The 25,358-nt window shown below is 58.4% G+C and carries 28 protein-coding genes; 11 read left to right on the top strand and 17 right to left on the bottom strand.

Going from position 1 to position 25,358, the window contains the following annotated elements:
• The coding region (locus QD409_RS25570; RefSeq protein ID WP_430763778.1) for an ATP-binding protein at window positions 1-122 on the top strand (122 nt) is incomplete at its 5' end.
• Window positions 123-168: 46 nt separating this feature from the next.
• Here the strand turns inward: QD409_RS25570 and QD409_RS25565 are convergent.
• From QD409_RS25565 to QD409_RS25555, 3 genes are all read right to left on the bottom strand, one after another.
• A complete protein-coding gene (locus QD409_RS25565; protein ID WP_430763987.1) occupies window positions 169-969 on the bottom strand; it encodes an alkaline phosphatase family protein in 801 nt (266 codons plus the stop codon).
• Between the two features lie 320 nt (window positions 970-1,289).
• Window positions 1,290-1,538: a hypothetical protein gene (locus tag QD409_RS25560; RefSeq protein WP_430763986.1), complete on the bottom strand. Its 249-nt coding sequence runs from the start codon at window positions 1,536-1,538 to the stop codon at window positions 1,290-1,292.
• A 333-nt stretch (window positions 1,539-1,871) separates the two neighbouring features.
• Window positions 1,872-2,912 (bottom strand): DUF2806 domain-containing protein, encoded by a 1,041-nt coding sequence (locus tag QD409_RS25555; protein ID WP_430763985.1) that lies wholly within the window; start codon window positions 2,910-2,912, stop codon window positions 1,872-1,874.
• A 153-nt stretch (window positions 2,913-3,065) separates the two neighbouring features.
• Here QD409_RS25555 and QD409_RS25550 point away from each other — a divergent pair, with 153 nt between their 5' ends.
• Together QD409_RS25550 and QD409_RS25545 are read left to right on the top strand one after the other, a co-directional pair.
• A complete protein-coding gene (locus QD409_RS25550) occupies window positions 3,066-3,314 on the top strand; it encodes a hypothetical protein (protein WP_430763990.1) in 249 nt (82 codons plus the stop codon).
• Between the two features lie 287 nt (window positions 3,315-3,601).
• The gene (locus QD409_RS25545; RefSeq protein WP_430763984.1) at window positions 3,602-4,576 is read left to right on the top strand and encodes an AlbA family DNA-binding domain-containing protein; all 975 of its coding nucleotides are present in this window, start codon (window positions 3,602-3,604) and stop codon (window positions 4,574-4,576) included.
• Window positions 4,577-4,608: 32 nt separating this feature from the next.
• Here QD409_RS25545 and QD409_RS25540 read toward each other — a convergent pair whose 3' ends face one another.
• On the bottom strand, window positions 4,609-5,721 hold the full coding sequence (locus QD409_RS25540; RefSeq protein ID WP_430763983.1) for a tyrosine-type recombinase/integrase: 1,113 nt from the start codon (window positions 5,719-5,721) through the stop codon (window positions 4,609-4,611).
• 85 nt (window positions 5,722-5,806) lie between these two features.
• Here QD409_RS25540 and dusA point away from each other — a divergent pair, with 85 nt between their 5' ends.
• Entirely contained in the window at window positions 5,807-6,853 is a 1,047-nt protein-coding gene (gene dusA / locus QD409_RS25535; RefSeq protein WP_430763982.1) for a tRNA dihydrouridine(20/20a) synthase DusA, read from the top strand.
• 218 nt (window positions 6,854-7,071) lie between these two features.
• On the opposite strand, the gene QD409_RS25530 is transcribed toward dusA, so the two are convergent.
• Entirely contained in the window at window positions 7,072-7,284 is a 213-nt protein-coding gene (locus QD409_RS25530) for a cold-shock protein (protein ID WP_004109325.1), read from the bottom strand.
• A gap of 457 nt (window positions 7,285-7,741) precedes the next feature.
• On the opposite strand from QD409_RS25530, the gene QD409_RS25525 reads away from it, so the two are divergent.
• Window positions 7,742-8,254 (top strand): nucleoside deaminase, encoded by a 513-nt coding sequence (locus QD409_RS25525; RefSeq protein ID WP_092855073.1) that lies wholly within the window; start codon window positions 7,742-7,744, stop codon window positions 8,252-8,254.
• Between the two features lie 50 nt (window positions 8,255-8,304).
• Here the strand turns inward: QD409_RS25525 and QD409_RS25520 are convergent, their stop codons facing one another.
• From QD409_RS25520 to uvrB, 3 genes are all read right to left on the bottom strand, one after another.
• Entirely contained in the window at window positions 8,305-9,363 is a 1,059-nt protein-coding gene (locus QD409_RS25520) for an adenylate/guanylate cyclase domain-containing protein (RefSeq protein ID WP_430763989.1), read from the bottom strand.
• 164 nt (window positions 9,364-9,527) lie between these two features.
• On the bottom strand, window positions 9,528-9,983 hold the full coding sequence (locus tag QD409_RS25515) for an SRPBCC family protein (RefSeq protein WP_004109317.1): 456 nt from the start codon (window positions 9,981-9,983) through the stop codon (window positions 9,528-9,530).
• A 199-nt stretch (window positions 9,984-10,182) separates the two neighbouring features.
• Window positions 10,183-12,966 carry an excinuclease ABC subunit UvrB gene (gene uvrB, locus QD409_RS25510; protein ID WP_092855143.1) on the bottom strand — a complete coding sequence of 928 codons (2,784 nt, stop codon included), beginning with the start codon at window positions 12,964-12,966 and terminating at the stop codon, window positions 10,183-10,185.
• Window positions 12,967-13,250: 284 nt separating this feature from the next.
• Between uvrB and QD409_RS25505 the strand changes: the two genes are divergently transcribed.
• Window positions 13,251-14,501 (top strand): MFS transporter, encoded by a 1,251-nt coding sequence (locus QD409_RS25505; protein WP_430763981.1) that lies wholly within the window; start codon window positions 13,251-13,253, stop codon window positions 14,499-14,501.
• 51 nt (window positions 14,502-14,552) lie between these two features.
• Here QD409_RS25505 and QD409_RS25500 read toward each other — a convergent pair whose 3' ends face one another.
• The 6 genes from QD409_RS25500 to QD409_RS25475 form a co-directional block, all read right to left on the bottom strand.
• Complete coding sequence (locus QD409_RS25500) at window positions 14,553-15,047, bottom strand: hypothetical protein (RefSeq protein WP_430763980.1); 495 nt, start codon at window positions 15,045-15,047, stop codon at window positions 14,553-14,555.
• A gap of 109 nt (window positions 15,048-15,156) precedes the next feature.
• Window positions 15,157-15,990: an RDD family protein gene (locus tag QD409_RS25495; RefSeq protein WP_092855069.1), complete on the bottom strand. Its 834-nt coding sequence runs from the start codon at window positions 15,988-15,990 to the stop codon at window positions 15,157-15,159.
• Window positions 15,991-16,140: 150 nt separating this feature from the next.
• Entirely contained in the window at window positions 16,141-17,211 is a 1,071-nt protein-coding gene (locus QD409_RS25490) for an SEL1-like repeat protein (RefSeq protein ID WP_245298154.1), read from the bottom strand.
• Window positions 17,212-17,265: 54 nt separating this feature from the next.
• On the bottom strand, window positions 17,266-17,886 hold the full coding sequence (locus QD409_RS25485; RefSeq protein WP_159432214.1) for a tetratricopeptide repeat protein: 621 nt from the start codon (window positions 17,884-17,886) through the stop codon (window positions 17,266-17,268).
• Window positions 17,887-18,001: 115 nt separating this feature from the next.
• Entirely contained in the window at window positions 18,002-18,592 is a 591-nt protein-coding gene (locus QD409_RS25480; protein ID WP_092855057.1) for a hypothetical protein, read from the bottom strand.
• A gap of 4 nt (window positions 18,593-18,596) precedes the next feature.
• On the bottom strand, window positions 18,597-18,986 hold the full coding sequence (locus QD409_RS25475) for an acyl-CoA thioesterase (RefSeq protein WP_092855055.1): 390 nt from the start codon (window positions 18,984-18,986) through the stop codon (window positions 18,597-18,599).
• Window positions 18,987-19,232: 246 nt separating this feature from the next.
• Between QD409_RS25475 and QD409_RS25470 the strand changes: the two genes are divergently transcribed.
• From QD409_RS25470 to QD409_RS25450, 5 genes are all read left to right on the top strand, one after another.
• Window positions 19,233-20,420 (top strand): extensin family protein, encoded by a 1,188-nt coding sequence (locus QD409_RS25470; RefSeq protein WP_092855053.1) that lies wholly within the window; start codon window positions 19,233-19,235, stop codon window positions 20,418-20,420.
• 105 nt (window positions 20,421-20,525) lie between these two features.
• Entirely contained in the window at window positions 20,526-20,780 is a 255-nt protein-coding gene (locus tag QD409_RS25465) for a hypothetical protein (RefSeq protein ID WP_092855051.1), read from the top strand.
• A gap of 386 nt (window positions 20,781-21,166) precedes the next feature.
• Window positions 21,167-22,093, top strand: a complete 927-nt coding sequence (locus QD409_RS25460) for an ABC transporter ATP-binding protein (RefSeq protein WP_092855049.1) — start codon at window positions 21,167-21,169, stop codon at window positions 22,091-22,093.
• Window positions 22,090-22,851 carry an ABC transporter permease gene (locus tag QD409_RS25455; protein WP_092855047.1) on the top strand — a complete coding sequence of 254 codons (762 nt, stop codon included), beginning with the start codon at window positions 22,090-22,092 and terminating at the stop codon, window positions 22,849-22,851. Before QD409_RS25460 ends, QD409_RS25455 begins: the two co-directional genes overlap by 4 nt.
• On the top strand, window positions 22,851-23,390 hold the full coding sequence (locus QD409_RS25450) for a GNAT family N-acetyltransferase (RefSeq protein WP_092855045.1): 540 nt from the start codon (window positions 22,851-22,853) through the stop codon (window positions 23,388-23,390). Before QD409_RS25455 ends, QD409_RS25450 begins: the two co-directional genes overlap by 1 nt.
• Before the next feature lie 25 nt (window positions 23,391-23,415).
• On the opposite strand, the gene QD409_RS25445 is transcribed toward QD409_RS25450, so the two are convergent.
• The 3 genes from QD409_RS25445 to QD409_RS25435 form a co-directional block, all read right to left on the bottom strand.
• Window positions 23,416-24,321 (bottom strand): DMT family transporter, encoded by a 906-nt coding sequence (locus QD409_RS25445; protein ID WP_092855043.1) that lies wholly within the window; start codon window positions 24,319-24,321, stop codon window positions 23,416-23,418.
• 104 nt (window positions 24,322-24,425) lie between these two features.
• A complete protein-coding gene (locus QD409_RS25440; protein ID WP_430763979.1) occupies window positions 24,426-25,127 on the bottom strand; it encodes a retropepsin-like aspartic protease family protein in 702 nt (233 codons plus the stop codon).
• Window positions 25,124-25,345: a DUF1289 domain-containing protein gene (locus QD409_RS25435; RefSeq protein ID WP_092855039.1), complete on the bottom strand. Its 222-nt coding sequence runs from the start codon at window positions 25,343-25,345 to the stop codon at window positions 25,124-25,126. Before QD409_RS25435 ends, QD409_RS25440 begins: the two co-directional genes overlap by 4 nt.
• Between the last annotated feature and the right edge of the window lie 13 nt (window positions 25,346-25,358).

Raw genomic sequence — 25,358 nt, 5'->3', positions numbered from 1 at the left:
GGCACGGCGTCATAGGAGACCCGACTTACGCTGATGCCATCCTGGATCGTCTCATTCACAACGCCCATCGCATTGATTTGAGCGGCGACAGTCTGCGCCGAAACCTGCCGCGCAAAGCTTGACACTTCGTCTGAATGAACTGACAACAATTATCGCCTGCAGACCCCATTAAACAGGGGGCGAGATCATCCCGGAATCAAGGGGCGCAATCATCTCGGAACAATGGGGCGGCTTCATCGGAATCGGCACTTTCACGTGCGCCGCGTCAAATTCCCGCTCAGCCTTGAAGCTTCCGGTGGTTTTCACCTTGCTGCCAGGAATAAGCGAATCCTGCTCCAGCGCATACAGATCGTCGACACCCGTGCCGGATGGACCATTGAGCCATTCATAGGCCGGATGCTTGTCGCTCCACGCGGTGCGGCCGCCATGCTGATGCACGATCTCGAACACGTTATTCACGCGGACGAAATCATGCGGAAACACCGCTTTGCACTCGCCGCTCACTAGCGCTCGCGGCAGCTTGGCTGGATCAATCTGCGTCATCGGCTTACCCGGCGTGCCGCCAGCATCGAGGCGGGTATCGTCGATGTCGATGGTCTCGGCAAAGTTGACCTCGATACCGGGGTTGCCTTGGCATTTCGAGTCTGCGGCAAAATAGCTGCGATCGAAAGAGTCATCATAATAGACGCCCGTCACGGCGGGGGTGCCACCGGTCACTTGTGCGACCAAACCTGGGAATGAATCGGAGGGATTGGTGGTAACGGCGTTCGGATAAAACACACCGGTCTTCTGAAGAGAAGCCATTGTGCTCTGCGGATGGGCTGCAACGTAGTTCGCCAAATCCACCGCGTGCAGGCCATCCACCGAAATCAGCAACACATGCTCATAGGGCTTGGCATTTGCCGAAGCTGCAGCGGCTGCGCAGGTCAGCGATGTGCCGAGCAAAAGACTGGCCATAAATTTATACATTCACGCCTCCATAGTCGAAACAAGCCCCCGAATGGACGCTAGGGCCGAGGCATGACAGAGTGATGAACTGCGGTCGTCATTGCGAGCATTCCTGATGTTGGTTTGCTCAACCTAATTTCTATTCATCCGCGCAAGGTCATCGTCGACAATGTGGCGGTTGACGGATACGGGCTCGCCGCCAATCCCACTAGCCGGCGGCTTTTCTCCGTCTGGTTGGGGTGCTGTTGATAGACTAAGATCTCTACATAAATTTCAGGAGCCACAATCTCTGTAGGAATCGCTCAGAAGCCCGGTGACGAAAACTCCCGAGGTGGACGCAGCTACCGATTGTTTCGAATTTGCAATGCATCAATCAATCGATGCACCTTTTCGGTTGCATAGACGATGTCCTCCCGGGGCAAATGCACCGTGATTTCGATCTCCTGCCATCGGCCACCATGATCTTTGGCGTAGCTTACCGCCGCCTTTAGAGATTTGAATTCAACTGCGGGAGCGGCGGCAACCCAAAACTGCACTGTGCAATCCGCGTCCGCATAGTCTGTAAGAGCTTTGATTGGGTCTAGGGCCATGAGAAGACCATTACACCGTTGCGGGCTCGTTGGCTATGTCGGCCAAAGCGGGCATCGATTGCGACGCAGCAAATCGCGAAGGCGCGGGCGCCGACTATCAGCACAATACCAGTTGCCGTGTGGGGCTGCTCTGCAGCGCCGGTGACAACTGCAGCGCTCTCACGCAAGACAGCGTCCTTTGCATCCTTCCGGGCGCCGAACGGTGATACCGCAATCGACGCTTTCCATGCGGAAATTTGAACACCAGGTGACCGGTCGCGGCAAGCAAACATCGCGCGAATTTCTAGCTTTTTACTTGGTAATCGTCGGACTTCCTCACCCATTCGATGATGATCAATTTGATCCTTGCTCGGATACAGAAAGCGGAGGAAATTCTCCATCAACAACACTATAGGGCGCCCGATAGTTGCTTCGTCTCATTGTGACGACATCTGGGTGCTGGCCCTTAATAGCGTCGATCCATTTAGCTATTGCAGCGGGAGAATTGTCGTCCAAAATGGAGCTGACCGCTGTTCCTACGCTGGTCAGAATGTAGATCGGAACGGCAAGATTCCCAGAGTCCATGATGATTGGATCATCGGGATTCGCACCAGCCGACTTCGTTCGATCGAAAGCTATCGCAACATCGCCCAATGGTAGGAGCCATATATTCCGGCCGTCACTTAGGGTCACTTCGCGAAATCGCATCATATGACCTAGCCCAGGTTCTATTAGCAACCCTACTTCAACTAATTGTTTTATGACATGGAACTCAAGCTTTCCCGTCAATGCTTTCGGAAGGACATTAAGGACACGTGATTGGCAGGTCTTCTCGAAGATTGCTGCGGTGTCCGCATCTATCTCGTCGATGACGCGCATAACGGCTCTTGAAAACGTGCCGGGTGCTCGAATCTCTCCAGCGAGAACTCGGCCCCATCGCTCCCGTAATTGCTCAGTTGTTGCCCCGGCAGCGTAGTCTTCAAAACGAGCCATGAATTCTTCAGAGAGAGTCTCTGGACCGGATGCAGTCTGCTCAGGTGAAGGGGGGCGCTCGAGAAGATCTTCCCCGGCTTTGAATCCCACTGCATCCTTGTTTAGCTGTTTTCGGGCGGCTCCGCCAAATTCAGATGCCAGTGCTCGAGCAGCAAACTCGTCGTTAGTGCCAATCAATTCAACAGCCCGCGCCGCCGTGGCGGCTATAATATCAGCCTCTCCTTGCATTTTAGCCCGGCGCCTTGATGTTCCTGCCTCAAGGATCACGTTCCCCCATTCAACAATGTTGCCGCCCAGCCGATCAATCGCGGCTATTGTTCTCGATTTTGCCTTGGCCTTCACGCCGTTGTCGGTCAGTCCCAGCTCGACGCTAGTTTCTTTGTCGAGATGATCATCTCCCATTTCCGTTCCTTCTCATGCTGGCTGACCTGTTACCAAAAACGCACGGCATGAGAGCATGTCGCAGCGCTTAGCGCAAGGTAAAGCTGCGCCGTGCTTCCAGGATCCGATGACGTCTGGGCACCCATGGCGAGGCCATTTTCTTTGGAGAGTGATATGGATAGCACAAAATTGGCACTTTCTGGCTTTGGCACTCCGATCAACACCGTCAGATCGGAGAATCCAGGCGATCTCCGCTTCGTCGTCAAAGATGGCAAGCACATTCTTCGGCGGCGTTGGCACATTTTTCTGCATTCTAACGCCGATTCGGCTCCCCGACTTGGGGCGGAAAGCCGTCGCCCGGCCGATCGACGTCTTCGCGGCGGCAACTTCAACACAATACGTTTGTCGGAACTTCATGAATAATCTCATCTGATGATCGGTTACATGGCGACCCGGCACAAAGGCGGCTCTCAATTCCAGAAAACCGCCACCGTAGTGGGCTGACCGCGATCATGAGACGCCAAAATTTGCGCCGCGCCAGGAATGTGCCTCCGGTCGGGCTACGCCCTCCCTACGGCACATTCCTGGCGCAGAGTCTCATCCTAATTGACGCTAAATCTCACCGTGATTGCCGCCGCGCAGTTGATGAGCGTCTCTTCAACGACACGTCGATTCCGGCTATCTAGATTGCGAGAGAAGGAGAGCGATCTATGTGGAATGAACTGGTGTCGGGAGGCGAAACAGCGATCGAAGGCCTATTAGGTCGTCAGGAAGATTTGACTCTTGAGTTCAAAGCAAATGAACCGCGTGATCCGATCTTTCTTGACGGCAGCCTCTCGCAGGCGGGAAAGAAAATCCTAGCAAAAGAGGCCTCAGCTTTTGCGAACTCGGCCGGTGGAATAATCGTTTTTGGTGTGGACTGCAGGGCCACCGATGGAATCGATCAGGCGGAGAAGCTGACGCCGATACCTAGTATAGCAAAAGCTGAAACGTCAGTGCGTGATGCTGCTGCTGAGCTCCTGCAGCCCCGGCATGCCGGCGTCGATGTTGTTAGGATTACTTCACTTGCTGATCCAACATCGGGGTACATCATCGTCCACGTTCCTCGATCTGAGAGACGGCCTCATCGGTCCGAAGCAAAAGGCCAGAAGGAATATTTCAAGCGGATCGGAAGCCGATCCTATCCGATGGAGCACTATGACATTGAGGATGCGTTCAGGCGCACAACGTCGCCGATTTTAGCTCTGGAGACCTCCTTCGCGAGCGCCCAAAGTATTAATGAAAGGGAAATGCGCTTTAACTTTCAATTAGGTCTTAGAAATGAAGGTGAAGTCAGTGCTAAGTCGATCTCGATGCAAATTTGGGATTTAGTGGGAGATGCGTTCGCAGAGCCTAATTATACTACCAGCAGAAACGAAGTATCAGTTTACGCCAAACGCCATCATATCGGCGCGCCATCGGATTTTGTGATACATCCGCATGAGACTAGACTGTTTCATAAGTTTCAGCTTACTTTGAGGCGCTACCCTGCGTCCAATGAAGTCCAATTGGGCAACGGTCCGTTGCAAAGCGGGTGTATCCGCTTCCGATATGCAATTGGGGCTGAAAATATGAGAGTTGTTGAACAATTGTGCGAGCTGACTGATATAGAGCTCGCACCATTGTTCAACGCGTATTGGCGATAGTCGCATCGACGAAAATCCCCCAATGCCACCGCTTACGCAGATTTGTCGCCCGTCGTGACAACTTGAAGCCATTTCCAGCCGGCATATTTGTCGCCAACTTCCTTGATGTCGGTATACCGTTTCAACGAGTTCCACGTACGATGGCCGGAAACACTGGCGGCCAGCGGTATCGTCCGGCCCATTTCGAATAGTCGAGAAATCCCCTCGTGGCGCAGTGAATGAAAAACCAGGCGGTCTTCGTCTGGCGTTCCCTCCTTGTTGATGCCGAGGAAGGTAGTCGCACGCGTGAAGGCGGCGCTTATTGTATCGGCGTGATAAGGAAAGATCTCCCGCTTCGTCTTGGGCATGGACTTAACGATGGCCATTGCCTCCGGCACCAGCTCGCACCAGACATTGTTTCCCTTTTTCTGACCCGGGTGCTTCAAGTCTCGGACGAGCACGCGGCTGTGCGCCTCATCGAGATCATCCCAAGCGATACGCGTAATCTCTTCCTGGCGCCGGGTCGAGAAAATCCCGAATGCGATTATCTTGCACATCGGTGCAGAGGCGGGGACGCGGATCTGACGATCAGCGAAATGTTGCATGAGCATTTCGAGCTCATCGAGGGTAGGGCGACGCGTTCTTTCCTCCGACTTGGAAATCTTCTCCAGCCGAGTGAGCGTGCGTTGCGCGGTTTGCATTTCGGCATAATCAAGGTCGATGTCCCAAGCAGCCTTGGCGTCTCGAAATACCGCGGCAAGGTGCGAAATATAGTTGCCTACTGTCTGAGGCTTTCGGCCGCCGGCGAGCAGCTCGTCCGCGAAACCGACAATATCATTGCTGCGGATAGTTCGGCTGGCTTTCAATGCTATGGGATAAGTTTTGATGCTCCTTAGGACTTGTTCCTTTGTTCGACCGATCGTTCGCTTTGCGCCAACGTATTTATCTATCGCGTCAGCAAGCGGAACGTCTTCTTTAGATAGCTGCTCAAGGGCGCCAGGCTTGTCGAGTTCAGCTTCGCGCCAACGGATCCATGCCTTCGCCTCGCGTTCCTTGTCGAAAGTCTTGGCCTCGCGCCAAATGATGGCGCCATCTTTTTTTCGGAGGATTTGCGCGGTATATCCGATCGATCCATCTTTGCGCTTACGAGCGTTTATCGTTCCCATCGGTACAACATTCCTGCGCTAGAGTGCTACAATGTTGTACTGGATAGTGAAAAAAGGTGCAACGGTGAGAAAAAGTCTGAAAAATATGACACGAGAGATCGGCGATAACGGTTTGAATTTGTACGAAAAAGCTAGAGTTTATGGCCGCAAGATCTTTGCGGTTGCCCCTATGATCGACTGGACGGATCGCCATTGCAGGTACCTGCATCGGCAGATCAGCCGGCATGCGCTGCTCTATACGGAAATGGTGGTGGCCGACGCGATCATCCATGGACCGCGCGACCGGCTGCTGGGATATGATGCGGCAGAGCATCCGGTTGCGCTGCAGCTTGGCGGTTCGGATCCGGCCAAGCTTTCACAGGCGCTGCGGATCGCGGAAGCCCATGGTTATGATGAGATCAATCTCAATGTCGGCTGCCCGTCGGACCGCGTGCAATCCGGTACCTTCGGTGCCTGCCTGATGCTGACGCCGGAGACGGTGGCCTCCTGCGTTGCGGCGATGAAAGCAGTGTCGAAGGCGCCCGTGACGGTGAAATGCCGCATTGGTGTCGACGATCAGGAGCCGGAAGAGGCGTTGCCCGAGCTGATGACGCGGGTGCTCGATGCCGGCGCCGACGCAATCTGGATCCATGCGCGCAAAGCCTGGTTGAAGGGTCTGTCGCCGAAGGAAAATCGCGAGATCCCGCCGCTGGACTATGAGATCGTCTACCGCATGAAGCAGCGTTGGCCCGATGTCTTCATCGGCATCAATGGCGGCATCCAGACGCTTGACCAGGCCGAGGCGCATCTCGCTCATGTCGATGGCGTCATGCTTGGCCGCGCCGCTTACCAGAACGCCGCCATTCTTGCCGATGTCGATCATCGATTCTATGGGGCGCAAGCTGTCGAATCGGACTGGAACGCTCTGCGCGACCGGATGATGGCCTATACAGAACGGCATATTGCCGAGGGCGGCCGTCTTCAGCATGTCGCGCGCCATATGGTCGGCCTGTTCAGCGGCTTGCCCGGCTCGCGCCGCTACCGCCAGATCCTCTCGACCGATGCCAACAAGCCGGGTGCAGGGCCTGAAGTGATCGCCGCCGCCTTCGCCGCGGTGGATTTTGCTGGCGAGGGGGAACGGGTGAGCGCTTGACGAGGGCTAACTGCGATCGGCTGGGACCGGGTCTGACCGGAAAACCGCTTTGAATGGCGCCGCGCGGAGCTAGGTCCCCCTCATCCTGAGGCGCGGAAGCCAAGGACTGCAGCCTCGAAGGACGAGGGGGGCCTCAGCCCCGCAAACACTTCACAAACGAAAAACGGCGCGGTTTTCGCCGCGCCGTCCGAAACCTCACTCAGGCAGTCACCAGAGGCTTAGTTAGCCTGGATGTTGACAGCCTTCGGGCCCTTGCCCATGCGATCCGGCTCGGTGTCGAACGTGACCTGCTGGCCTTCGCGCAGCGACTGGATGCCAGAAGCCTGAAGAGCGGAGATATGGACGAAAACGTCCTTTGCGCCGCCGTCAGGAGTGATGAAACCAAAACCCTTGTCCTGGTTGAAGAATTTTACGGTGCCCTTGGTGGCCATGGGGGATAGTCCTTTACCCATCAGTCTTAATTAATCCGGAAAATCCGGACGGCTTTGCCTCCGCGCCATGCGAAAGCTAGTCGAGAAGTCACGTACGGGGAAAGAACGTCTGCGCGGGTCCTTTAGACCCAACCGCTGCCTGCCGTCAGCGGATCACCAAATCAGTCCAGTCACCGGCATGCAAATGCCCGAGCATGCATATGGGTGACAGGGTTTTGTGAAAAAGGCAAGAGGCGTTTTAACGGCAGGGTAGAATGACAGAAAAACCAATAGGTTGATAACTCCCAAATTCGATTGATCGACGAATCTATTATTTTCAAATCACATAATAAGCTTGCTTTCTATTAGTGCAGCATCGATCAAGAATCCGTCGCCGGGGACGACATCATTGTGTCCATCGTAAAAGTCGCTAGTCTGCGATTGCGCAACTTTTGATAATCGAACGTGCGGAGCTTACATGGTTCAATCGAATGATGACGACATGATGGGCCTCGCATTGGCCGAGGCAAAGACTGCTTTGGAACAAGGCGTATTCCCGGTAGGCGCGGTTCTATCCGCAGGAAGCCGAATTTTGGGGCGCTCGCATAAAACCATGGTTTCAAATCATTTGAACCATGCGGAAATGAACCTTTTTCACCAGGTGTTTAGAGGCGACTATATCTTCTCGCGAAACGACGACATTACGCTTTATACAACGCTGGAGCCTTGCATCATGTGTTTCGGCACTATGCTGCACTTGCCGATAACGCGCCTTGTATTCGCCATGCCAGATGCTTACGGCGGATGTGCTCACGTTAAGCTGGAAAATTCTCCACCCAGGCACCTTTCGAGAGCAGTAGAAATCGTCGGAGGCGTTCGCCGACAGGAGGCTAGCGCGCTCTTTGCCGCATTTCTCGATACGACGACTGAGGAATTTTGGTTGACGGGTGGAGCCTCACATTTTCAAGCCGCCGTTAGAGCCAATCGGTAGATATGCGGCACGGCTGGCAATGCGCATGAGAGTTCAAGTCGTTCGCGATCCTAGTTTTCCGCCAGCGTAAACACCGCGCAAGGTTCGGCAATCCCGCGCAGCTCATAGTCTCCCAGAGACAACAACGGCATCGTCGTTTCCGCCGCGACCGATCCTGAAACGAGGATATTGCGCCCGAGCGGCTTGCAGAGGCCCTCGAGGCGGCTGACGAGATTGACGGCGGGGCCGATGGCGGTGAAGTCCAGGCGGTCGGCGGCGCCGATATTGCCCCATAGCATGTCGCCGAAATGCAGGGCGGCGCCGAAGGGGAGCGGCGGCAGGCCCTGGTTTGCCCGTGTCGCGTCGAGATGGGCCATGCCGGCGCGGATGGCGGTGACGGCGCGCAATGCTGCCTCGCAGGCTTCCGTCGGTGTCACGGTGACGGGAAAGATCGCCAGCACTCCATCGCCAATGAATTTCAGCACTTCGCCGCCGAAGGCATGGACCGCGCCGGCGACGCGATCGAACCAAGCGTCGAGGGCCGCGATGATGACGGTCGGTTCCGTTGCTTCGGACAGGGCGGTGAAATCCCGGAGGTCGGCGCAGAGCAGTGCTGCGCGGATGGTCTCGCCGGTGCTGCGGCTGAGCGCGCCGGCCTGGACCCTGGCGGCGCTTCTGCGGCCGAGATAGGCTTCGAGCAGGGTTGATAGAGTGGCGCGGGCGGCCAAGCCCGCCAAGGGGGCTGCGGCAAAGCGCGTGACCTGACGCAAACTATCCGTTTCGGAAGAGCTGAAGGGTCTGGTGCCGGCCCAGGCCAGCAAGGAATTGCCGGGCGCAGTCCCGATCGTTTCCTCGCATGCCGGGCCGAGTTCGCCGAGCCAGTCTCGGCCGGCCTGCCCGAGCGCCGTGCCGGCGAAGCCGAGGGCCTCGACGACTGCGCCGGTCTCGGCGCGCCAGAGCCAGGTGTGCTGCGTGATGATCGGATGCGGCGCTGCAAGCGTCAGAGCGCCGCCGGCGAGAGGCAGCCCGGCGGCCAGCAGGTGTCCTCCCAGATCGGCCAGAAAGCGTTCGGGGCTGGGCGAGGTGCCGGCTTCGTCAACCAGCCAGGCAAGAGGGGCGGGCAAATCCATGCTGGGATCATGCCATGGCGGCTGCAGGCTGTCATCCTTGCCGGCGCAACCTTCCCGGTGGCGCATAGACCTTCATATGCCATGAGCAAGACTACTGTCGCCGATCGGTGATATCTTGTGAATATCAGGCCATCTAGCCCGATGGCGCCACGCTCGAGACATCGTCAGCTCTTGCGGTCGTGACCACGCATGGGGTCCGGGCCAGGATCCCGCCCGGCCGCCACTTCGGCCATGCGATCGAAATAATGCGCCCAGCCTTTTGCATGGGCTTCACATTGTTCGGATGTCGGCAGGCCGGTATGGGTGAGGCGGACCAAGGTTCCCTCCGGCTGTTCGATCAGGTCGATTTCCACCAGGCTCGACCCCGGAGGCACTTCTTCACTGCCTTCCCAGCCAAAACTATAGGCGAGGCGATGGACCGGCACGACCTCTCGGAAAGAGCCGCGCGCGACGCGGGCTCCGGTGACGTTGACGAGATAGATGCCGCCGGGTTGAGGCTCGGTCTGGGCTTCCGTACCCATCCAGCGCAGGATCTTCTCCGGATCGGTCAGCAGCGCGAATATGGCGGCAGGCGGCGCCGGGACGCGGGTCTCGCGGCGGACGACGAAGGGCTCTGGCATCGGTCTCTCTCCCGTGGTTGCTGTCGCTTTCCCACGGCACGGTCCGCGATCGAGCGTCTTCCGTCCCTCCGTGGGCCTCCTTATAGAATGATATGTAGGTGCTGATGCACGGCCAGCAAGATATCTCTCGATGCTCGCAGGCATTGCTTATCACAAATCGGCAGCTCAGACCGGCGGATTTTCGCCGGCGACATCAATCTTATCGCCCGGGTCGACCCGTCTTGCCCTTCGTCCGCCCCTTGCGCTGCTTCTCGTCCACCGGATCCTCGTAGGAGCCGACGCCGGGCTTGGCGCGGGTGATCGGCTTGTCCGGCATCTTGCCGGTCACCGGCTTCTCCGTGCGGCCGACAGTCATTTCGTCCAGCGTATTCTTGCGGAAAAGCGGTGTGCCGGCATCGCTGCCAGGCCCCATTTCATCGAGGTTCGGCTTGGCGAAATAGGAGCGTGATGCCTCGGGTTCGGGGGCGGCGCGCTTGCCCGACGCGCTGCGGCTTTCGAGGCTCCGGGCCTCCTCGCGGGCCATCGGATCGTCCATGGCTGCGAGCTCGACGGCCTTGAGGCGCTTGATCTCGTCGCGCAGTCTTGCTGCCTTTTCGAAGTCGAGGTCGGCGGCGGCATCGCGCATGGATTTTTCCAGGGCGTTGAGATGGGCCTGCAGGTTGTTGCCGACGAGGTGGCCGCCATCGGCGAAGCCCTTGCCGGAGGCGCCGCCGATATCGGCGCGCACATGGTCCCTTTCGTAGACGCTGTCGAGAATGTCGGAAATTTTCGCCTTCACCGATTCTGGCGTAATGCCGTGCTCGAGGTTGAAGGCCATCTGCTTCTCACGGCGGCGGCTGGTTTCGTCCATCGCCCGCTGCATCGAGCCGGTGACGGTATCGGCATAGAGAATGACCTTGCCGTCGACGTTACGCGCGGCACGGCCGATGGTCTGGACAAGCGATGTTTCCGAGCGCAGGAAGCCTTCCTTGTCGGCATCGAGGATGGCGACGAAGCCGCATTCGGGAATGTCGAGGCCTTCGCGCAAGAGGTTAATGCCGACGAGCACGTCGAAGGCGCCCAGGCGAAGATCGCGGATGATCTCGATGCGCTCCAGCGTGTCGATGTCGGAGTGCATATAGCGCACGCGCACGCCTTGTTCGTGCAAATATTCCGTCAGATCCTCGGCCATGCGCTTGGTGAGCACGGTGCAAAGCGTGCGATAACCCTTGGCGGCGGTCTCGCGGATCTCGCCGAGCACGTCGTCGACCTGCGTGCGGGCCGAGCGGACCTCGACCGGCGGGTCGATCAGGCCCGTGGGGCGGATGACCTGTTCAGCGAAGACGCCGCCGGATTGCTCCATTTCCCAGCTGCCGGGCGTTGCGGAAACCGCGATCGTGTCCGGGCGCATGGCATCCCACTCCTCGAAACGCAGCGGCCGGTTGTCCATGCAGGAGGGCAGGCGGAAGCCGTATTCGGCGAGCGTCGCCTTGCGCCGGAAGTCGCCGCGATACATGCCGCCGATCTGGCTGACAGAGACGTGGCTTTCGTCGATGAACAGCAGGGCATTGTCGGGAATATATTCGAACAAAGTCGGCGGCGGTTCGCCGGGATTGCGGCCAGTGAGATAACGCGAATAGTTCTCGATGCCGGCGCAAGAGCCAGTAGCCTCAAGCATTTCGACGTCATAGCGGGTGCGCTGCTCCAGTCGCTGCGCCTCAAGCAAGCGGCCTGCCTTCTCCAGCTCGGCGAGCCGGATTTTCAGCTCTTCCTTGATCGCCTTGATGGCGCCGTTCAGCGTGGGGCGCGGCGTGACGTAGTGCGAATTGGCGTAGATCTTCACCGATTTCAGGTCGCCGGTTTTCTGGCCGGTGAGCGGATCGAATTCGGTGATGGAATCGATCTCGTCGCCGAACATGGAGATACGCCAGGCAGCATCTTCCAAGTGGGCCGGGAAGATCTCGATCGTGTCGCCGCGAACGCGGAAGGAGCCGCGGATGAAATCCATGTCGCGGCGCTTGTATTGCTGCGCCACGAGGTCGGCGAGAAGCTGGCGCTGATCCAGCCGGTCGCCGACATTCATCTGGAAGGTCATCGCCGTATAGGTTTCGACCGAGCCGATACCGTAGATGCAGGAGACCGAGGCGACAATGATGCAATCGTCGCGTTCCAGCAGCGAGCGGGTCGCCGAGTGGCGCATGCGGTCGATCTGTTCGTTGATCGAGCTTTCCTTCTCGATGAAGGTATCCGAGCGGGGAACATAGGCTTCCGGCTGGTAATAATCGTAGTAGGAGACGAAATACTCGACCGCATTGTCCGGGAAGAAGTTCTTGAATTCGGAATAGAGCTGTGCTGCCAGCGTCTTGTTCGGCGCGAGAATGACGGCGGGGCGCTGCGTCGCCTCGATCACCTTGGCCATGGTGAAGGTCTTGCCGGAGCCGGTGACGCCGAGCAGTACCTGGCTGCGGTCGCCATTCTCCAATCCTTCGACGAGATCCCGGATTGCCGTCGGCTGGTCGCCGGCGGGCTGGTATTCCGAGGCCATGCGGATCTGGATGCCGCCTTCGGATTTCGCCGGCCGGGCAGGGCGGTGCGGCGTCCAGAGCTTGCCGTCCTTGAACAGCGGATTGCCGCTCTCGATCAGCTTCGACAGCGCCTCGACCGTTGCCGTCACGGCAGTACCGGCATTGACGGCGTTTTCCAACGATGTGTCCATGCCGGATACCGGGTTCAGGCCCGCGGCGGCACGCGTCTTCGGGTCTGTCGATCCGCCCATCGATGTACCGCGTCCAGACTTTGAAGCGGCGATTTCCACCTTCTTGCGATGCTTGCCGGCCTTCGAGGCAATCTCGCGTTGCGTCTCGATGCCGGACATTTCGGCATCGGCCTCGAGCTGCTTTACCCAGTCGGCGACGCTGCCGCTCAGCGGCGCGCCTTCAAACGGCGTCTGCGGCGCCTCTTCGAAACCGGACGGGGCGGAGGGTTTTTTCGGTGATCTGGCCATGCGGCGAATATGGCGATAGAACGCGTGGATGTGAAGAGGCAAAGGGTACAAAAGGGAAACGGAATGGTAGATTTTTCCGTTCGTCGGACATGTCAAATATGCTACAACCTGAGGGCGGCCGATGCGTTGTCGCTGATCTGAAAGTCCGCATAGCGCGATCCTCGCAGGCGCCGAATGAGGAGCAGGCCGCAACGTCGACATGCCCGGCCAGTGCCGGGTTCCCCCAGCTTCGACGGCATCCGGTATTGCCCGCCTCGCCGCCGCCATCCGGTCGGAGGATCATGATGACCGCATTGGATAGCTTACGCTCCTTGTCGCCCCAGCAACGAAACACCGTCATCGCGGCCTATCTGGGCTGGACGCTGGACGCTTTCGATTTCTTCATATTGGTTTTCGTTCTCAAGCATATAGCCGAGGAATTTCACACGGATGTCCCGGCGGTTGCCGTCGCCATCTTCCTTACTTTGGCCATGCGGCCGCTCGGCGCGCTGATCTTCGGCCTTGCCGCCGACCGTTACGGCCGGCGTGTCACACTGATGGTTGATGTGCTGCTCTATTCAGTCTTCGAGTTTCTGACCGGCTTTTCGACGGGCCTGACAATGTTTCTCGTCCTTCGGGCACTCTTCGGGGTGGCCATGGGCGGCGAATGGGGTGTCGGCGCATCATTGACGATGGAGACCATTCCCGAGGAGTCACGCGGTCTCGTCTCGGGCATCCTGCAGGCGGGCTATCCTTCCGGCTATCTGATTGCTTCGATCGTCTTTTTCCTGTTGTTTCCGATCATCGGCTGGCGCGGCATGTTCATCGTCGGCGCGGTGCCGGCGCTGCTGGTGCTCTATATCAGACGCAACGTGCAGGAATCGCCGGCCTTCGTGCAGCGGCAATCCAAGCCGCAGCGACCATTCCTCACCGTGCTGCGTGAAAACATTCCGTTGTTCATCTGGGCGGTGCTCTTGATGACGGCCTTCAACTTCTTCAGCCACGGCACGCAGGACCTCTATCCGACCTTCCTCGAAACCCAGAAGCAGTATGATTCCTATACGGTCGGGGCCATTGCCATCGTCTATAACATCGGCGCGATCGTCGGCGGTCTGTCCTTCGGCGCACTGTCCGAGCGTATCGGCAGGCGTCGCACCATCGTCATTGCTGCCCTCTTGGCCATCCCTGCCGCGCCGCTCTGGGTTTACGGGCAAGGGCCGGTCATGCTGGCGCTTGGCGCTTTCCTGATGCAGCTTTTCGTACAGGGCGCCTGGGGTATTGTGCCCGTGCATCTCAACGAATTGTCGCCGGACGAGGTGCGCGGCACATTCCCTGGATTTGCCTATCAGCTCGGCAATCTGCTGGCTTCGGGGAATGCTTCGATCCAGGCTGGATTGGCGAAGAGATGGGGTGGCGATTATGCCCTTGCGCTGCTGGCCGTGGCCTGCATTGTCGCCGTCGTCGTAGCTCTGTTTGCCGGCTTCGGTTTCGAAAAGAAGGGCGTCCGTTTCGGCGACAAAAGTGCCGACGAGGCGGATCGTGCCATGCAAACCTGAACCGTCTCGTTATCTTGCTCGATGGGGTCGGTGGCTTCGCCGGCCTCGCTTTTATTTGCCACAGATCTCCGAAATTTTCGTCTGCGCGAAGCCGCGAGCGAGATCCTGCAGCCCGCCGACGGAGGATATCAGCTCGCCGATCGGACCGTTGATGCCAAGATGCATGTCGGTGATATGGCATGCGCCGACATCGACCGTCATGGATGCGTCGAGCTCGCCTTTGATCGTTGCCTTCAGCACGCCATGTGACTTGCAGGCCATTTCGGCGTGAGCGTTGATCTGGACACCGCCGTTCGGGCCATCGCAGACATCGAGCGATTTGACCTCGAATTTTTCCTTGTGGTCGACACCCGGCAGCTTCTTGCAAGGGTCGACTTCGTTCACCGATTTTTCGATCTGCGGACCGAATTTGCCCTGCAGCAACGACCAGCATGTGCCTGGTGCGGCCTTGGCCGGCGTCGCCGCCATCGGTAGTGGCAGAGCGACAGCTGCTGCCAACAAGGTCAAGCGAAGTGACGACGGAAGTGCGGCATATTTCGGATTCACAGCGATCGAACCTCTCTGGAGAAGCAGCAGCAAGACATGGCCCGGCCCTGTGGCAATCTTTCATGCCTTTCGCCACCAAGGCAATCCCCGGTTTCCCAGGGGCATTGCCTCAATCCTTGACGACTTTTGTGTCGCAGAAACGGTCGTAGAAAGTCTGGCCGTGCCATACGATCAGCGGATAGAGCCACCAGATAGCAGCGAAGACGAACAGGAGCGGCGTCAGGACGCCGATCAGGCTAAGCATACCGCCGGCGGTAAAGAGGTTGGGGTCGCGAACCTGCTGGATCAGCTGCTCGATCGTGGGCATGGATGGCGGAAGAACGAGACTGATCAAACCGAGGATCGCCGGCAATATCACCGGCAGAAACTTGAATAGCTCGCGTTTTATGGCCAATCCCAAGGGAAGGGTCCCGTTATCGGTCGTTTTCACTCTTAGCGACAAGAGGCGCTTCCCAAGCGTGCGCCTGCCATTGGCCGATAGATAGGCAAATGCGAATGGCAGAATAAGAAGTGCGACGTTGGATGACGGCCTATCGGCTACGTCCGTATCGAGCGGATTTCCATTGTCATCGACCGGCAAGTACACACTATGCGTCCAGTTTGTCGTTCCCTGCTGCGAAGCGACCGATGAAACAAAGATCTTGTATCCCTTGCTGCCGAGCCAGGAAACTTGGCACAGCTTGTTGGTTCGGGTCTCGCCGGGCTGCAGCGGCCAATCGGTTTCTACCTTCGGAATGAGTGGCCCCGATGTGATCGCCTCGCATCGCTGATTGCGGAGATAAGGCAGCGCCACATCCCATGACGTCACGGCCGATATTGCGAGGAATATGATGATGAGAGCGATCCGGAAGATGATGATGTCGATCAAACATGCGCCAAGCCGGCGCCAGAAATGGCGCGGCGGCAAGGACGCCGTTTGATGATCCGAAGCAGCAAAACTCATGGGCCCCCACCTTCTGCGCGCTTTGCGGCAATGTGCGACATGATGTACTTCAAGTTGCAGGATATATCACTGTTTGCGGCGATTCGCTGGATGGTCGCGGATATGGCGCGGCCAAAAAAGGGGGGCTAGCGGCGGATTGGTCCGATCGTCTCAGATCGGGATGCTCTTTGCGTCGGAAGGCTGGTCTTGCTCGTCATCGGTCCCGCCTTGATGGCCCAGGTTCTTTGCCTTGCGGAACCATTCCAGCGCCTTGACCGGATCGACCGGCACGCCGTCGCCATCGCGATACATGATGCCGAGATTGTAGGCCGCGTCGGCATAGCGATGCCCGGCTGCTCTCTCGAACCAGAAGACGGCCTGCTTGCCATTCTTGGCGACGCCTTCGCCATCGCGGAACATGACGCCAAGATTGTATTCCGCCTCGACATCCTCTTGCCCGGCAGCCTTCAGGAACCAGGCGATCGCTTCTTTATCGTCCTGCTTTATCCCGTCGCCGTCGGCATACATCGCGCCGATATTGTACTTGGCATCGGCATCCCCCTGGTCGGCCGCCTTGCGGAACCAGGAGAGGGCTTGAGCCCCATCCTTGGCGACGCCGTCGCCATCGCGATACATGATACCGAGATTGTATTGCGCCGCGATCTTGCCCTGGTCGGCCGCCTTCAGATACCAGATGACCGCCTGGCTCTTGTCCTTGCCGGTGCCGTCGCCCTGATCGTACATGACGCCGACATTGTATTGCGCGTCCACATCTCCCTGTTCCGCCGCCTTGCGATACCAGATGAAGGCCTGCGCCTTGTCCTGCGAGATGCTTTCGCCCGTGTCGTACATGACACCGAGATTGTATTGCGCATTGGCATGGCCCTGCGCCGCCGCCTTGCCGTACCACAGGATGGCCTGGTTCTTGTCGACTGCGACGCCTTCGCCCTGGTCGTACATGGTGCCGACGTTGAACTGCGCCTCGGCATTTCCCTGTTCGGCCGCCTTCCTGTACCAGTGGAGGGCCTGCGCGAGATTTTTCTCGACGCCATCGCCCTCTTCATACATGTGGCCGAGCTTTATCTGCGCTGCGACATTTCCCTTGTTTGCCAGGGGGCGCAAATAGTCGACGGCCGATCTGAAATCTCCGCGATCATAGGTGTTCCGCCCGACGTCGGCATGGGCGGTTCCCACGGCCGCCAGCATGACGAGCAATCCTATGGCCCCCTTCTTCCAATTCACGATTTACCCCTCAGTCGATGATCCGTTCGTTATCGATATGCCGTTTTGCGGCCGCTAAGGCAGAAGCGCCATCAGCAGCTGAAAGACGACCCAGCCTGGCGTCTCTCCGGTGTCTTTGCCGGTGGTTCGCCCTTCGCCCAGCGGACCGAGATCCTTGATCGGACCTTCGCCGTTGGCTTCCATGTAGCTGAGGCCGTGCTGCGCTTCCTGCAATCCCTTCGCCGCCGCCTTGTTGAACCAGTCGGCAGCGATCCCGGCATCCTTGGGTACTCCGTATCCGTTATAATAGAGATATCCAAGGCCATATTCGGCGCGTGCGTCGCGTTGTCCCGCCGCTTTGCGAAAGAGCTTGGCCGCCTGACCATAATCCTTCGCAACGCCATCGCCGTGATAATAGAGATAGGCGAGGGCATATTGCCCTTGCGAATTATCCTGTTCTGCCGATTTCCGGTACCAAGCGACAGCCTGGGCGTCGTCCTGCTCCACACCATCGCCGTTGGCGAGGCTATAGCCGAGGCCGTATTGCGCGGCGGCATTGCCCTGTTTTGCGAATTCCACCCAGTATTTCAGGGCGATGGTGATGTTGGCCTGGCCCGGTGCGGGATCTTCTGCATAAGCAAACCAAGGCAACGAAAGAGCAAGCGCCAATCCCAATGCATAGCCCTTTGCTTTCAAGGCTCGGTCTCCCACCCACATCCGAAGGACACTCGATCCGAACAATATCGCGATGTCCTGGTCAAGAATTGTAGAGCATCGAAATGGCAGCCGTTTTACGCAGCGAAATGCCTGCCTATCCCGGGAGCACGTCGTAGAGACGGAAGATCCATGTGATCTGGTAGATCAGCCCAAGGATCACGAATGCCGCCTGGAAGCGTCGGTTGGCGGTGATCGCAGCGATGATGCAAAGGACGATATAGACGATGTTGCGGGTCGGATATTCCCAGCCGAGAGACTGAAAATAGGCTTCCCCTTTGAGCAAGGTGTCGATGAGGTCGACGGCGTAGGTGACGGCGAGCAGGCCGAAAAACCAGCCCCGGCGGGAAATGAAATACTCTTCGAAGCCGCCATATTCGTCGATGGAGGGCGGATTGAGCAGCACGCAGAGGAAATAGAAGAGGCAGCAGAAACAGATCAGGAAAAGATAAACGGCGAAGGTGATGACTTGCACCGACTGCAGCCGATATTCCCACCACCAGAAATGGATGATGTAGAGGAACATCGACAGCACCCAGCCGATGTGGACGAAGTAGATCCTGTTCTTGCCGGGCGCCTGCACGAAACCGGCAAGTCGCGTCAGAAGCTGGGCGAGCGAAAGGCCGATCACCATGCTCATGACCGTCCGTATGTAGACGTAAACCTCCGGCGCGTGTGCCGAACCCATGATGTCAGCTCTCCATGGGTATGGGCTTGGGGGCGCCGTTCTCGTCGAGAGCGACCATGATGAAGGTCGCCGCAGTGACTTTTTCCATCTGGTTGTAGCGTGAGCGGTGCGCCCATGCTTCGACGCTCAGGGTGATCGAGGTGCGGCCGACGCGCTCGATGTCGGTGAAGACGCTCAGCGTGTCGCCGATCTTGACCGGCAGCTCGAAAGCCATTTCCTTCACCGCAGCCGTCACCACGCGGCCGCGCGCGCGCTCGGCAGCGCGAATACCGCTTGCCAAGTCCATCTGCGCCATGACCCAGCCGCCGAAGATATCGCCCGCAGGATTGGCGTCGGCAGGCATCGCCAGCGTGCGCAATGTCAGCTCGCCTTTCGGTTTGATGCTGTCATTCATTCGTTCGCTCCTATCGCCAAATACTGATTCCGGTATCCAGCCTATGCAATCCGGTTCCGATGGGAAAGACCGCACTGCTGCTTCGCACATCGGACTTTCGCGAAATTTCGGCCTGCAGGCACACTTTATCAGGCTGACTAAACTTCCTTGGATGTGTCCCAATTCACCACGGTAAGCATTCGTTCACTGTTCCCGTTTAGGCTTTGTAAGTGTTACCGACCGTGGCTGGGGCAACGGATCAGGACTATGGCCTATTTATCCATTGTACGACGTGCTCTGTTGCCGTTGCTGTTGTCGTCGGCGCTGGTCGCCTGCACGGCAGACAGCCTCGTGCCGCCGTCAAGTGTCGACAGCTCCTCGCGCGTCGGCTCGATCAAGCCGCACCGCAGCGTGTCGCAAAGGCAATTCGCCTATCCGGGCGCGCAGGACCCCGTCGTTTCCACGTCAAGCAATTACAGCAGCGGTAAACGCTCCACCGGAACGGACGAAGCGGTGACGACGACGGATGTCGAAGCAGGCTTGGCGCAGCAATCGAACATTCCGTCCCAGGGCGTCAACATGGATGCCGAGCTCGGTGTCGGGCCTGCCGAGGAGGCGCAATCCGCATCCGTCGTCGGATTGGTGCAGGAGGAAGAACAAAATATCGCCGAGGGTCAAACCGATCAGCCCGTGGTCGACGGTATTGGTTCGGACGCGCCGGTCCAGACCAATCGCTCCGTCCTTCAGAGATCGGCCATACAGGCAGAACTCAATCAGTCGCCGATGCCGCGACGGCAGCCGGGAACTCAGCTTGCCATGCTTCCGCGCGTCGACAATCCCATGCCGCGCCTCGACCGGCAGTTCGAGGCGCCGCAATCGCCTCCGGGCATGATGCCGCCTTCCGAAATCGCCTGCCGGCAGGAACTGCGCCGCATGGGCGTCATCTATACCGACAAGCCGGCTATTTCGAACGGACCCGCGTGCCAGGTGCCCTATCCTGTGTCGTTGAGCGGGCTCTCCGGCAATATCGCCGTCCGTCCGGCCGTCACCTTGAATTGCCAGGTCACTCTGGCCTTTGCGAAATGGGTGAAGAACGAATTGGCGCCGGCGGCGCGCACCCGCTACTGGTCCGGCATCGGCACGATCGTCCCGCTCGGCGGCTATTCCTGCCGGCGGATGAACAATAGCCGGCAACGTTATAATCCGATGTCGGAACATGCGCATGGCAATGCAATCGATGTCGGTACTTTCGTGCTGAAGAACGGTCATGTGATCGACGTGCGGAAGAAAGGCCTGTTCTCTTTCCGAGAGGGTGGATTGCTGAAAGCCGTTCGCTCCGATAGCTGCCGCTATTTCGATACGGTGCTTGGGCCAGGCAGCAATCCGGAGCACTGGAACCATTTCCACTTCGACCTCAGGGATCGCAAGGGCGGCCGGCGTTATTGCAGCCTTTGATTGGCATTTTGCCGGAGACACATCTGCACTTGCCGAAAGCGAAAGTTGATTTACCTAGCTTTGGAAACGCGGTTAAGTGCGGCGACGGAGAGCAGCGAGGGTTTCATGGAAGACGTACCGAGACGAAAGAGAAGCCTGGGAAGAGCGCTTGTCGCGGCTTTGATTGCCATCGTTGTCGTCATCGGCGGGCGTTGGTACGTCTATGTCGCTTATGCCGATGATCCCTTCGATGAGGTTGGCATCGGCCTGAACTCGATGATGCCAGGCCCTATTAGGGACAAGGGCTGCGCGATGCTGAAGGCGCGCTTCGAGCAGAAAACGCTGCCGCCGGCCGGTTGCGGCGTGAACGGCCGCTGGTAGCCGTCGTTTTGTCGGTTGCAAGCCGTTAAAAAGAAAAAGCCGGCAGAGCCGGCTTGAGTGGTGCATGACAACGACGGGGTATCCCTGCCTGCTCCAGAAAAAAACTTCATGTAGCAATGAGGCACGCAATATGAATGCGAGGGCAATAAATCGTCGAGTACGATAGGCGCTGACGATGTCGCCAAGAGGCGTTGGGCGGAGTTGCGACAAACGTTGCTCACCTAAGGATGTATATGCCCGACTAAGGTCACGATTTGATGACAGCTTATTTGTCTTAAGCGAACGCTGTGTTTAGGCCCTGTGGGATGGTAAAAGCCTGAAACCGACTATATAGCGGGCAAACGCCGACAAACTCATCACAGCTTAAGGCCGGACTTGCCCGCATCATGGCTCCGATCATTTCTATCCGCAGTCTTACCAAAACCTATAGTAATGGGTTCCAGGCACTGAAAGGTGTCGATCTTGATATCGAACAAGGAGAAATCCTTGCTTTGCTCGGGCCGAACGGTGCGGGCAAGACGACGCTGATCTCCATCGTCTGCGGGATTGCCAATCCGAGCAGCGGCTCGGTGACGGTCGGCGGCAATGACGTGGTGCGCGATTTTCGCGCCACGCGCAGCATGATCGGCCTCGTGCCGCAGGAGCTGACGACTGATCAGTTCGAAACCGTATGGAACACGGTGAGCTTTTCGCGCGGCCTGCACGGCAAGAAGCCGAATCCTGCGCATATAGAGAAGGTGCTGCGCGATCTCTCGCTGTGGGACAAGAAGGATAATATGCTTCGTCAGCTTTCGGGCGGTATGAAGCGTCGCGTCCTAATCGCCAAGGCTTTGTCGCACGAGCCGGAGATCCTCTTCCTCGACGAGCCGACCGCGGGCGTGGATGTCACGCTGCGCAAGGACATGTGGCACGTCGTCGAGCGCCTGCGGGCTTCCGGCGTCACCATTATCCTGACGACGCACTATATCGAAGAAGCCGAAGAGATCGCCGATCGCGTCGGCGTCATCAATGGCGGCCGGCTGTTGTTGGTGGAAGACAAGAAGGTGCTGATGGCCAAGCTCGGCCGCAAGCAGCTCATCCTCGATCTGAACGAACCGCTTGAGGAAGTTCCCAACCGCCTTGACGGCAACGGGCTTTCGCTCGGCCCGAACGGACTGACGCTGATCTATGATTTCGACGCCCACAATGAACAATCCAGCATTGCGGCGCTGCTGTCGAAGCTGGCTGCAGAGGGAATTCACTTCAAGGATCTCTCGACGCGCCAGAGCTCACTCGAGGATATTTTCGTATCGCTGGTAGGAGCAGGCAAATGAACTTCGAGGCGATCAAATCCATCTATATGTTCGAGATGGCCCGCACGCGCCGCACCTTGCTGCAGAGCGTCGTCTCGCCGGTCATTTCCACCTCGCTCTACTTCATCGTCTTCGGCGCCGCGATCGGATCGCGCATCAATCTCGTCGAAGGCGTTTCCTATGGAGCCTTCATCACGCCCGGCCTGATCATGCTGACGCTACTTGGCCAGTGCATCAGCAACGGCTCCTTCGGCATCTACTTTCCAAAGTTCACCGGCACGATCTATGAGGTGCTGTCGGCGCCCGTCGCCATGACCGAAATCGTACTCGGTTATGTGGGGGCAGCGGCGACCAAGGGCATGTTGATCGGTTTGATCATCCTCATGACGGCAAGCTTCTTCGTTGAGATCAGGATTGAGCATCCCTTCATGATGATCCTGTTCTTCGTCTTAACGGCCGTGACCTTTAGCCTGTTCGGTTTCATGATCGGCATATGGGCGGGGAATTTCGAGCAGCTGAACCTCATCCCGATGCTGGTCGTGCCGCCGCTGACCTTCCTTGGCGGCAGCTTCTATTCGATCAACATGCTGCCGCCCTTCTGGCAGGCGGTCAGCCATCTCAATCCGGTCCTCTACCTCGTTAGCGGCTTCCGCTGGAGCTTCTACGGCATTGCCGACGTCAATCCGGTGCTGAGCCTTACCATTATCACGCTCTTTCTGGCCGCTTGCCTGGCCACTCTCGGGTGGATCTTCAAGACGGGCTATCGGCTGAGGAACTGATGGTGGAATTGCCGGCACAGATCGAGATCAGGCCGGCTACGATCGACGATGCTGCCGATATTGCCAGGCTGCATCGAGCGGTCTGGTGCGAAACCTATCGCGATCTCGCGCCGGCCAATGTCTATCATACGCTCGACGAAGATTTTCGCCGGGCGCGGTGGAGCGATATGCTTGCTAATCCGCGCCGGCATCAAGGTGCGCTGCTCGCGGAGCAGGAAAACCGGCTTGTCGGCATCGGCGCGATCGGTGCGCCATCGGAATCGGCTTTCGAGGGACGAGGGGAAATACGTTCGCTCTACATCGACCCTTCAGTGAAGCGGCGGGGGCTCGGGCGTCGCCTCATGCGGGAGTTGGCGGCGCAGCTTGCCGCCTTTGGCTATTCCGGTGCGGCGCTTGGCGTCGTGGCCGGTAATGAACCGGCGATCGCTTTCTACCGGTCGCTCGGAGGCCGGATGATCGGCCGATATACCGACCCTGGGCCGATCTGGCGTTCCGACAATCTGATTTTCGTCTGGGACGATCTCTCGTTGCTGAGCTGATCTCCCGAGCTGCTTTCCTTAAAGGTCACCCAGCGACGACCTTTTTGCGCGGGGCGATGGTCATGGCCATGACGCCGGCCACGACGCAGACCAGGCCGATGGCTGCCATCGAGGATACGGGTTCGCCCAAGAAGATGACGCCGATGCCGACCCCGATTGGAACGCGCAAGTAGGCCTGCGAGGTGGTGGCCACGGAACCGAGGGTCTGGATAAGCCGGAAATAGATGCTGAAGGCAAGGGCGGTCGAGATGACCGACAGGCCGAGAAGCGACAGGATCGAGGCCGCGGACGGAGCGAGCTGCCAGGGATGTTCGAAGACCACGCTGGCAGGGACCAGGAGAGCCGCCCCGCATAGCAGGGAGCCGGCCGCAGGCATCATCGGATCCAACCCTTTGAAGTTGCGCCCGAACAATGCGGCGCTCGCATAGCAGATGGACGCGGCGACGACGGCGAGCTGTGCAGGCAGCTGCCGGCCTACCCCGTGCAGGGCATCAAAACCGATGATCAGGCAAATACCCGCCATGCCTGCGATCACGCCGAAGAGTTTGCGGCCGGTCAGCCGTTCGGTGCGCAGAAGGATTGCGGCAATCAGGAATGCGAAGATTGGTGTGGTGGAATTCAATATGGTCGCCAGGCCGGCGTCGAGGGTCTGTTCGGCCCAGGCGATCAGCGTGAAGGGAATGGCGCTATTGAGGCAGGATTGAATGAGAAAACGCCGCCATGTGGCAGCATCCTTCGGTAGGCTGAGGCCGCGCCAGCGAATAACGGCGAGCAGGACGAGGCCGGCGATCAAGGTGCGGGCGGCAATCAGCGTGATCGGCGGGATGGTCGTCACGCCGACGCGGATAAAGCTGTAGGACGCGCCCCAGCAGGTCGCGAGCGTCAGAAGCAGCAGCAGTTCTGTGGTTATATTCGTCTTAGCGGGCGCCATGGGTGTCTCTCTTTCCAAGCCGTTCAGATATGTCGTCTTTTAGAGTGAAGAGACAGCTGAATGCTTCGATCCCCGCCGAACTATTGATTTCTACCCTTTGCCGCTCAATCCCGAAGCCGCAGCTCGTCGGTCTGCATCTGCATGGATCCCAGGGTCTCGAGGAAGCTCATGCCGAGCAGGCTCTGGTCCAGCTTGCCGGCTTCCGCCACGCTTGCCTTGACGTCGCGCCGCTTGATAGGCCCAATCGAGACCGAGCCAAGCTCGACGGGAGCAGCACTTGCGCGGCCGTTCGCGGTCATTACGCTCATGGAGTAGGTAAGGTTTTCCGGAATGATGCCGACGCGAGCGGCATCTTCTTGCGATAGCGCAATGGTGCTGGCACCGGTGTCGATGAGCATGTCGATCGGCTGCCCGTTGATCTTGACCACTGCTTCGAAATGCCCGCTGGAGCGCTTGTGGAGGATCACCTCCTGGCCGCCTTCGCTGGTGGTGACGACCACGGCGTGGCCGGGAATCAGGCCGGCGAAGAGGCGATTTCCGACGCGCTCTGCGTCGTAGCGATAGATATAGGCCGTCGCCAGGGCCACGATGACCACAAACCAGATCAGCAGATTGCGCAGCGACTGGCTGACGGTATGGCGACTGCCCCAGACAGCGGCACTCATCATCAGGGCGATCGGCAAGAGATAGACGATCCGAGCAAAGTCGTCATTGTGCATGCCGAAGGTCGTGCCGGTGTTGCTGTTGAAGACGAGCAGGGCGAGGCCGATGCCGAGAATGGCGAGAACGATGTTCAGGCGGTTCATACGGCGCTGCGCTCCCGTATCGGCTGAGGCCGGCGAGCTTCCTCCTGCGACTGGCGCTCGAGCCTTGCCAGGCGCGCCGGAAGAAGCTCCATGATCTCCAGACGTTCGTCGTCGCCATAGCTCATCCATGCGCCGATTTCCGCAGCCGTGCGGCCGCAGCCGAGGCAATAACCGGTGTTCGCGTCGAGAGAACAGACAAGGATGCAGGGTGTTAGCATGAGATCATATATC

Source organism: Rhizobium sp. BR 315 (assembly GCF_050577975.1).
GTDB classification, from domain to species: Bacteria; Pseudomonadota; Alphaproteobacteria; order Rhizobiales; family Rhizobiaceae; genus Rhizobium; species Rhizobium miluonense.
Note: the sequence above shows the minus strand (reverse complement) of the source record. Positions and strands in the feature narration are given on the sequence as shown.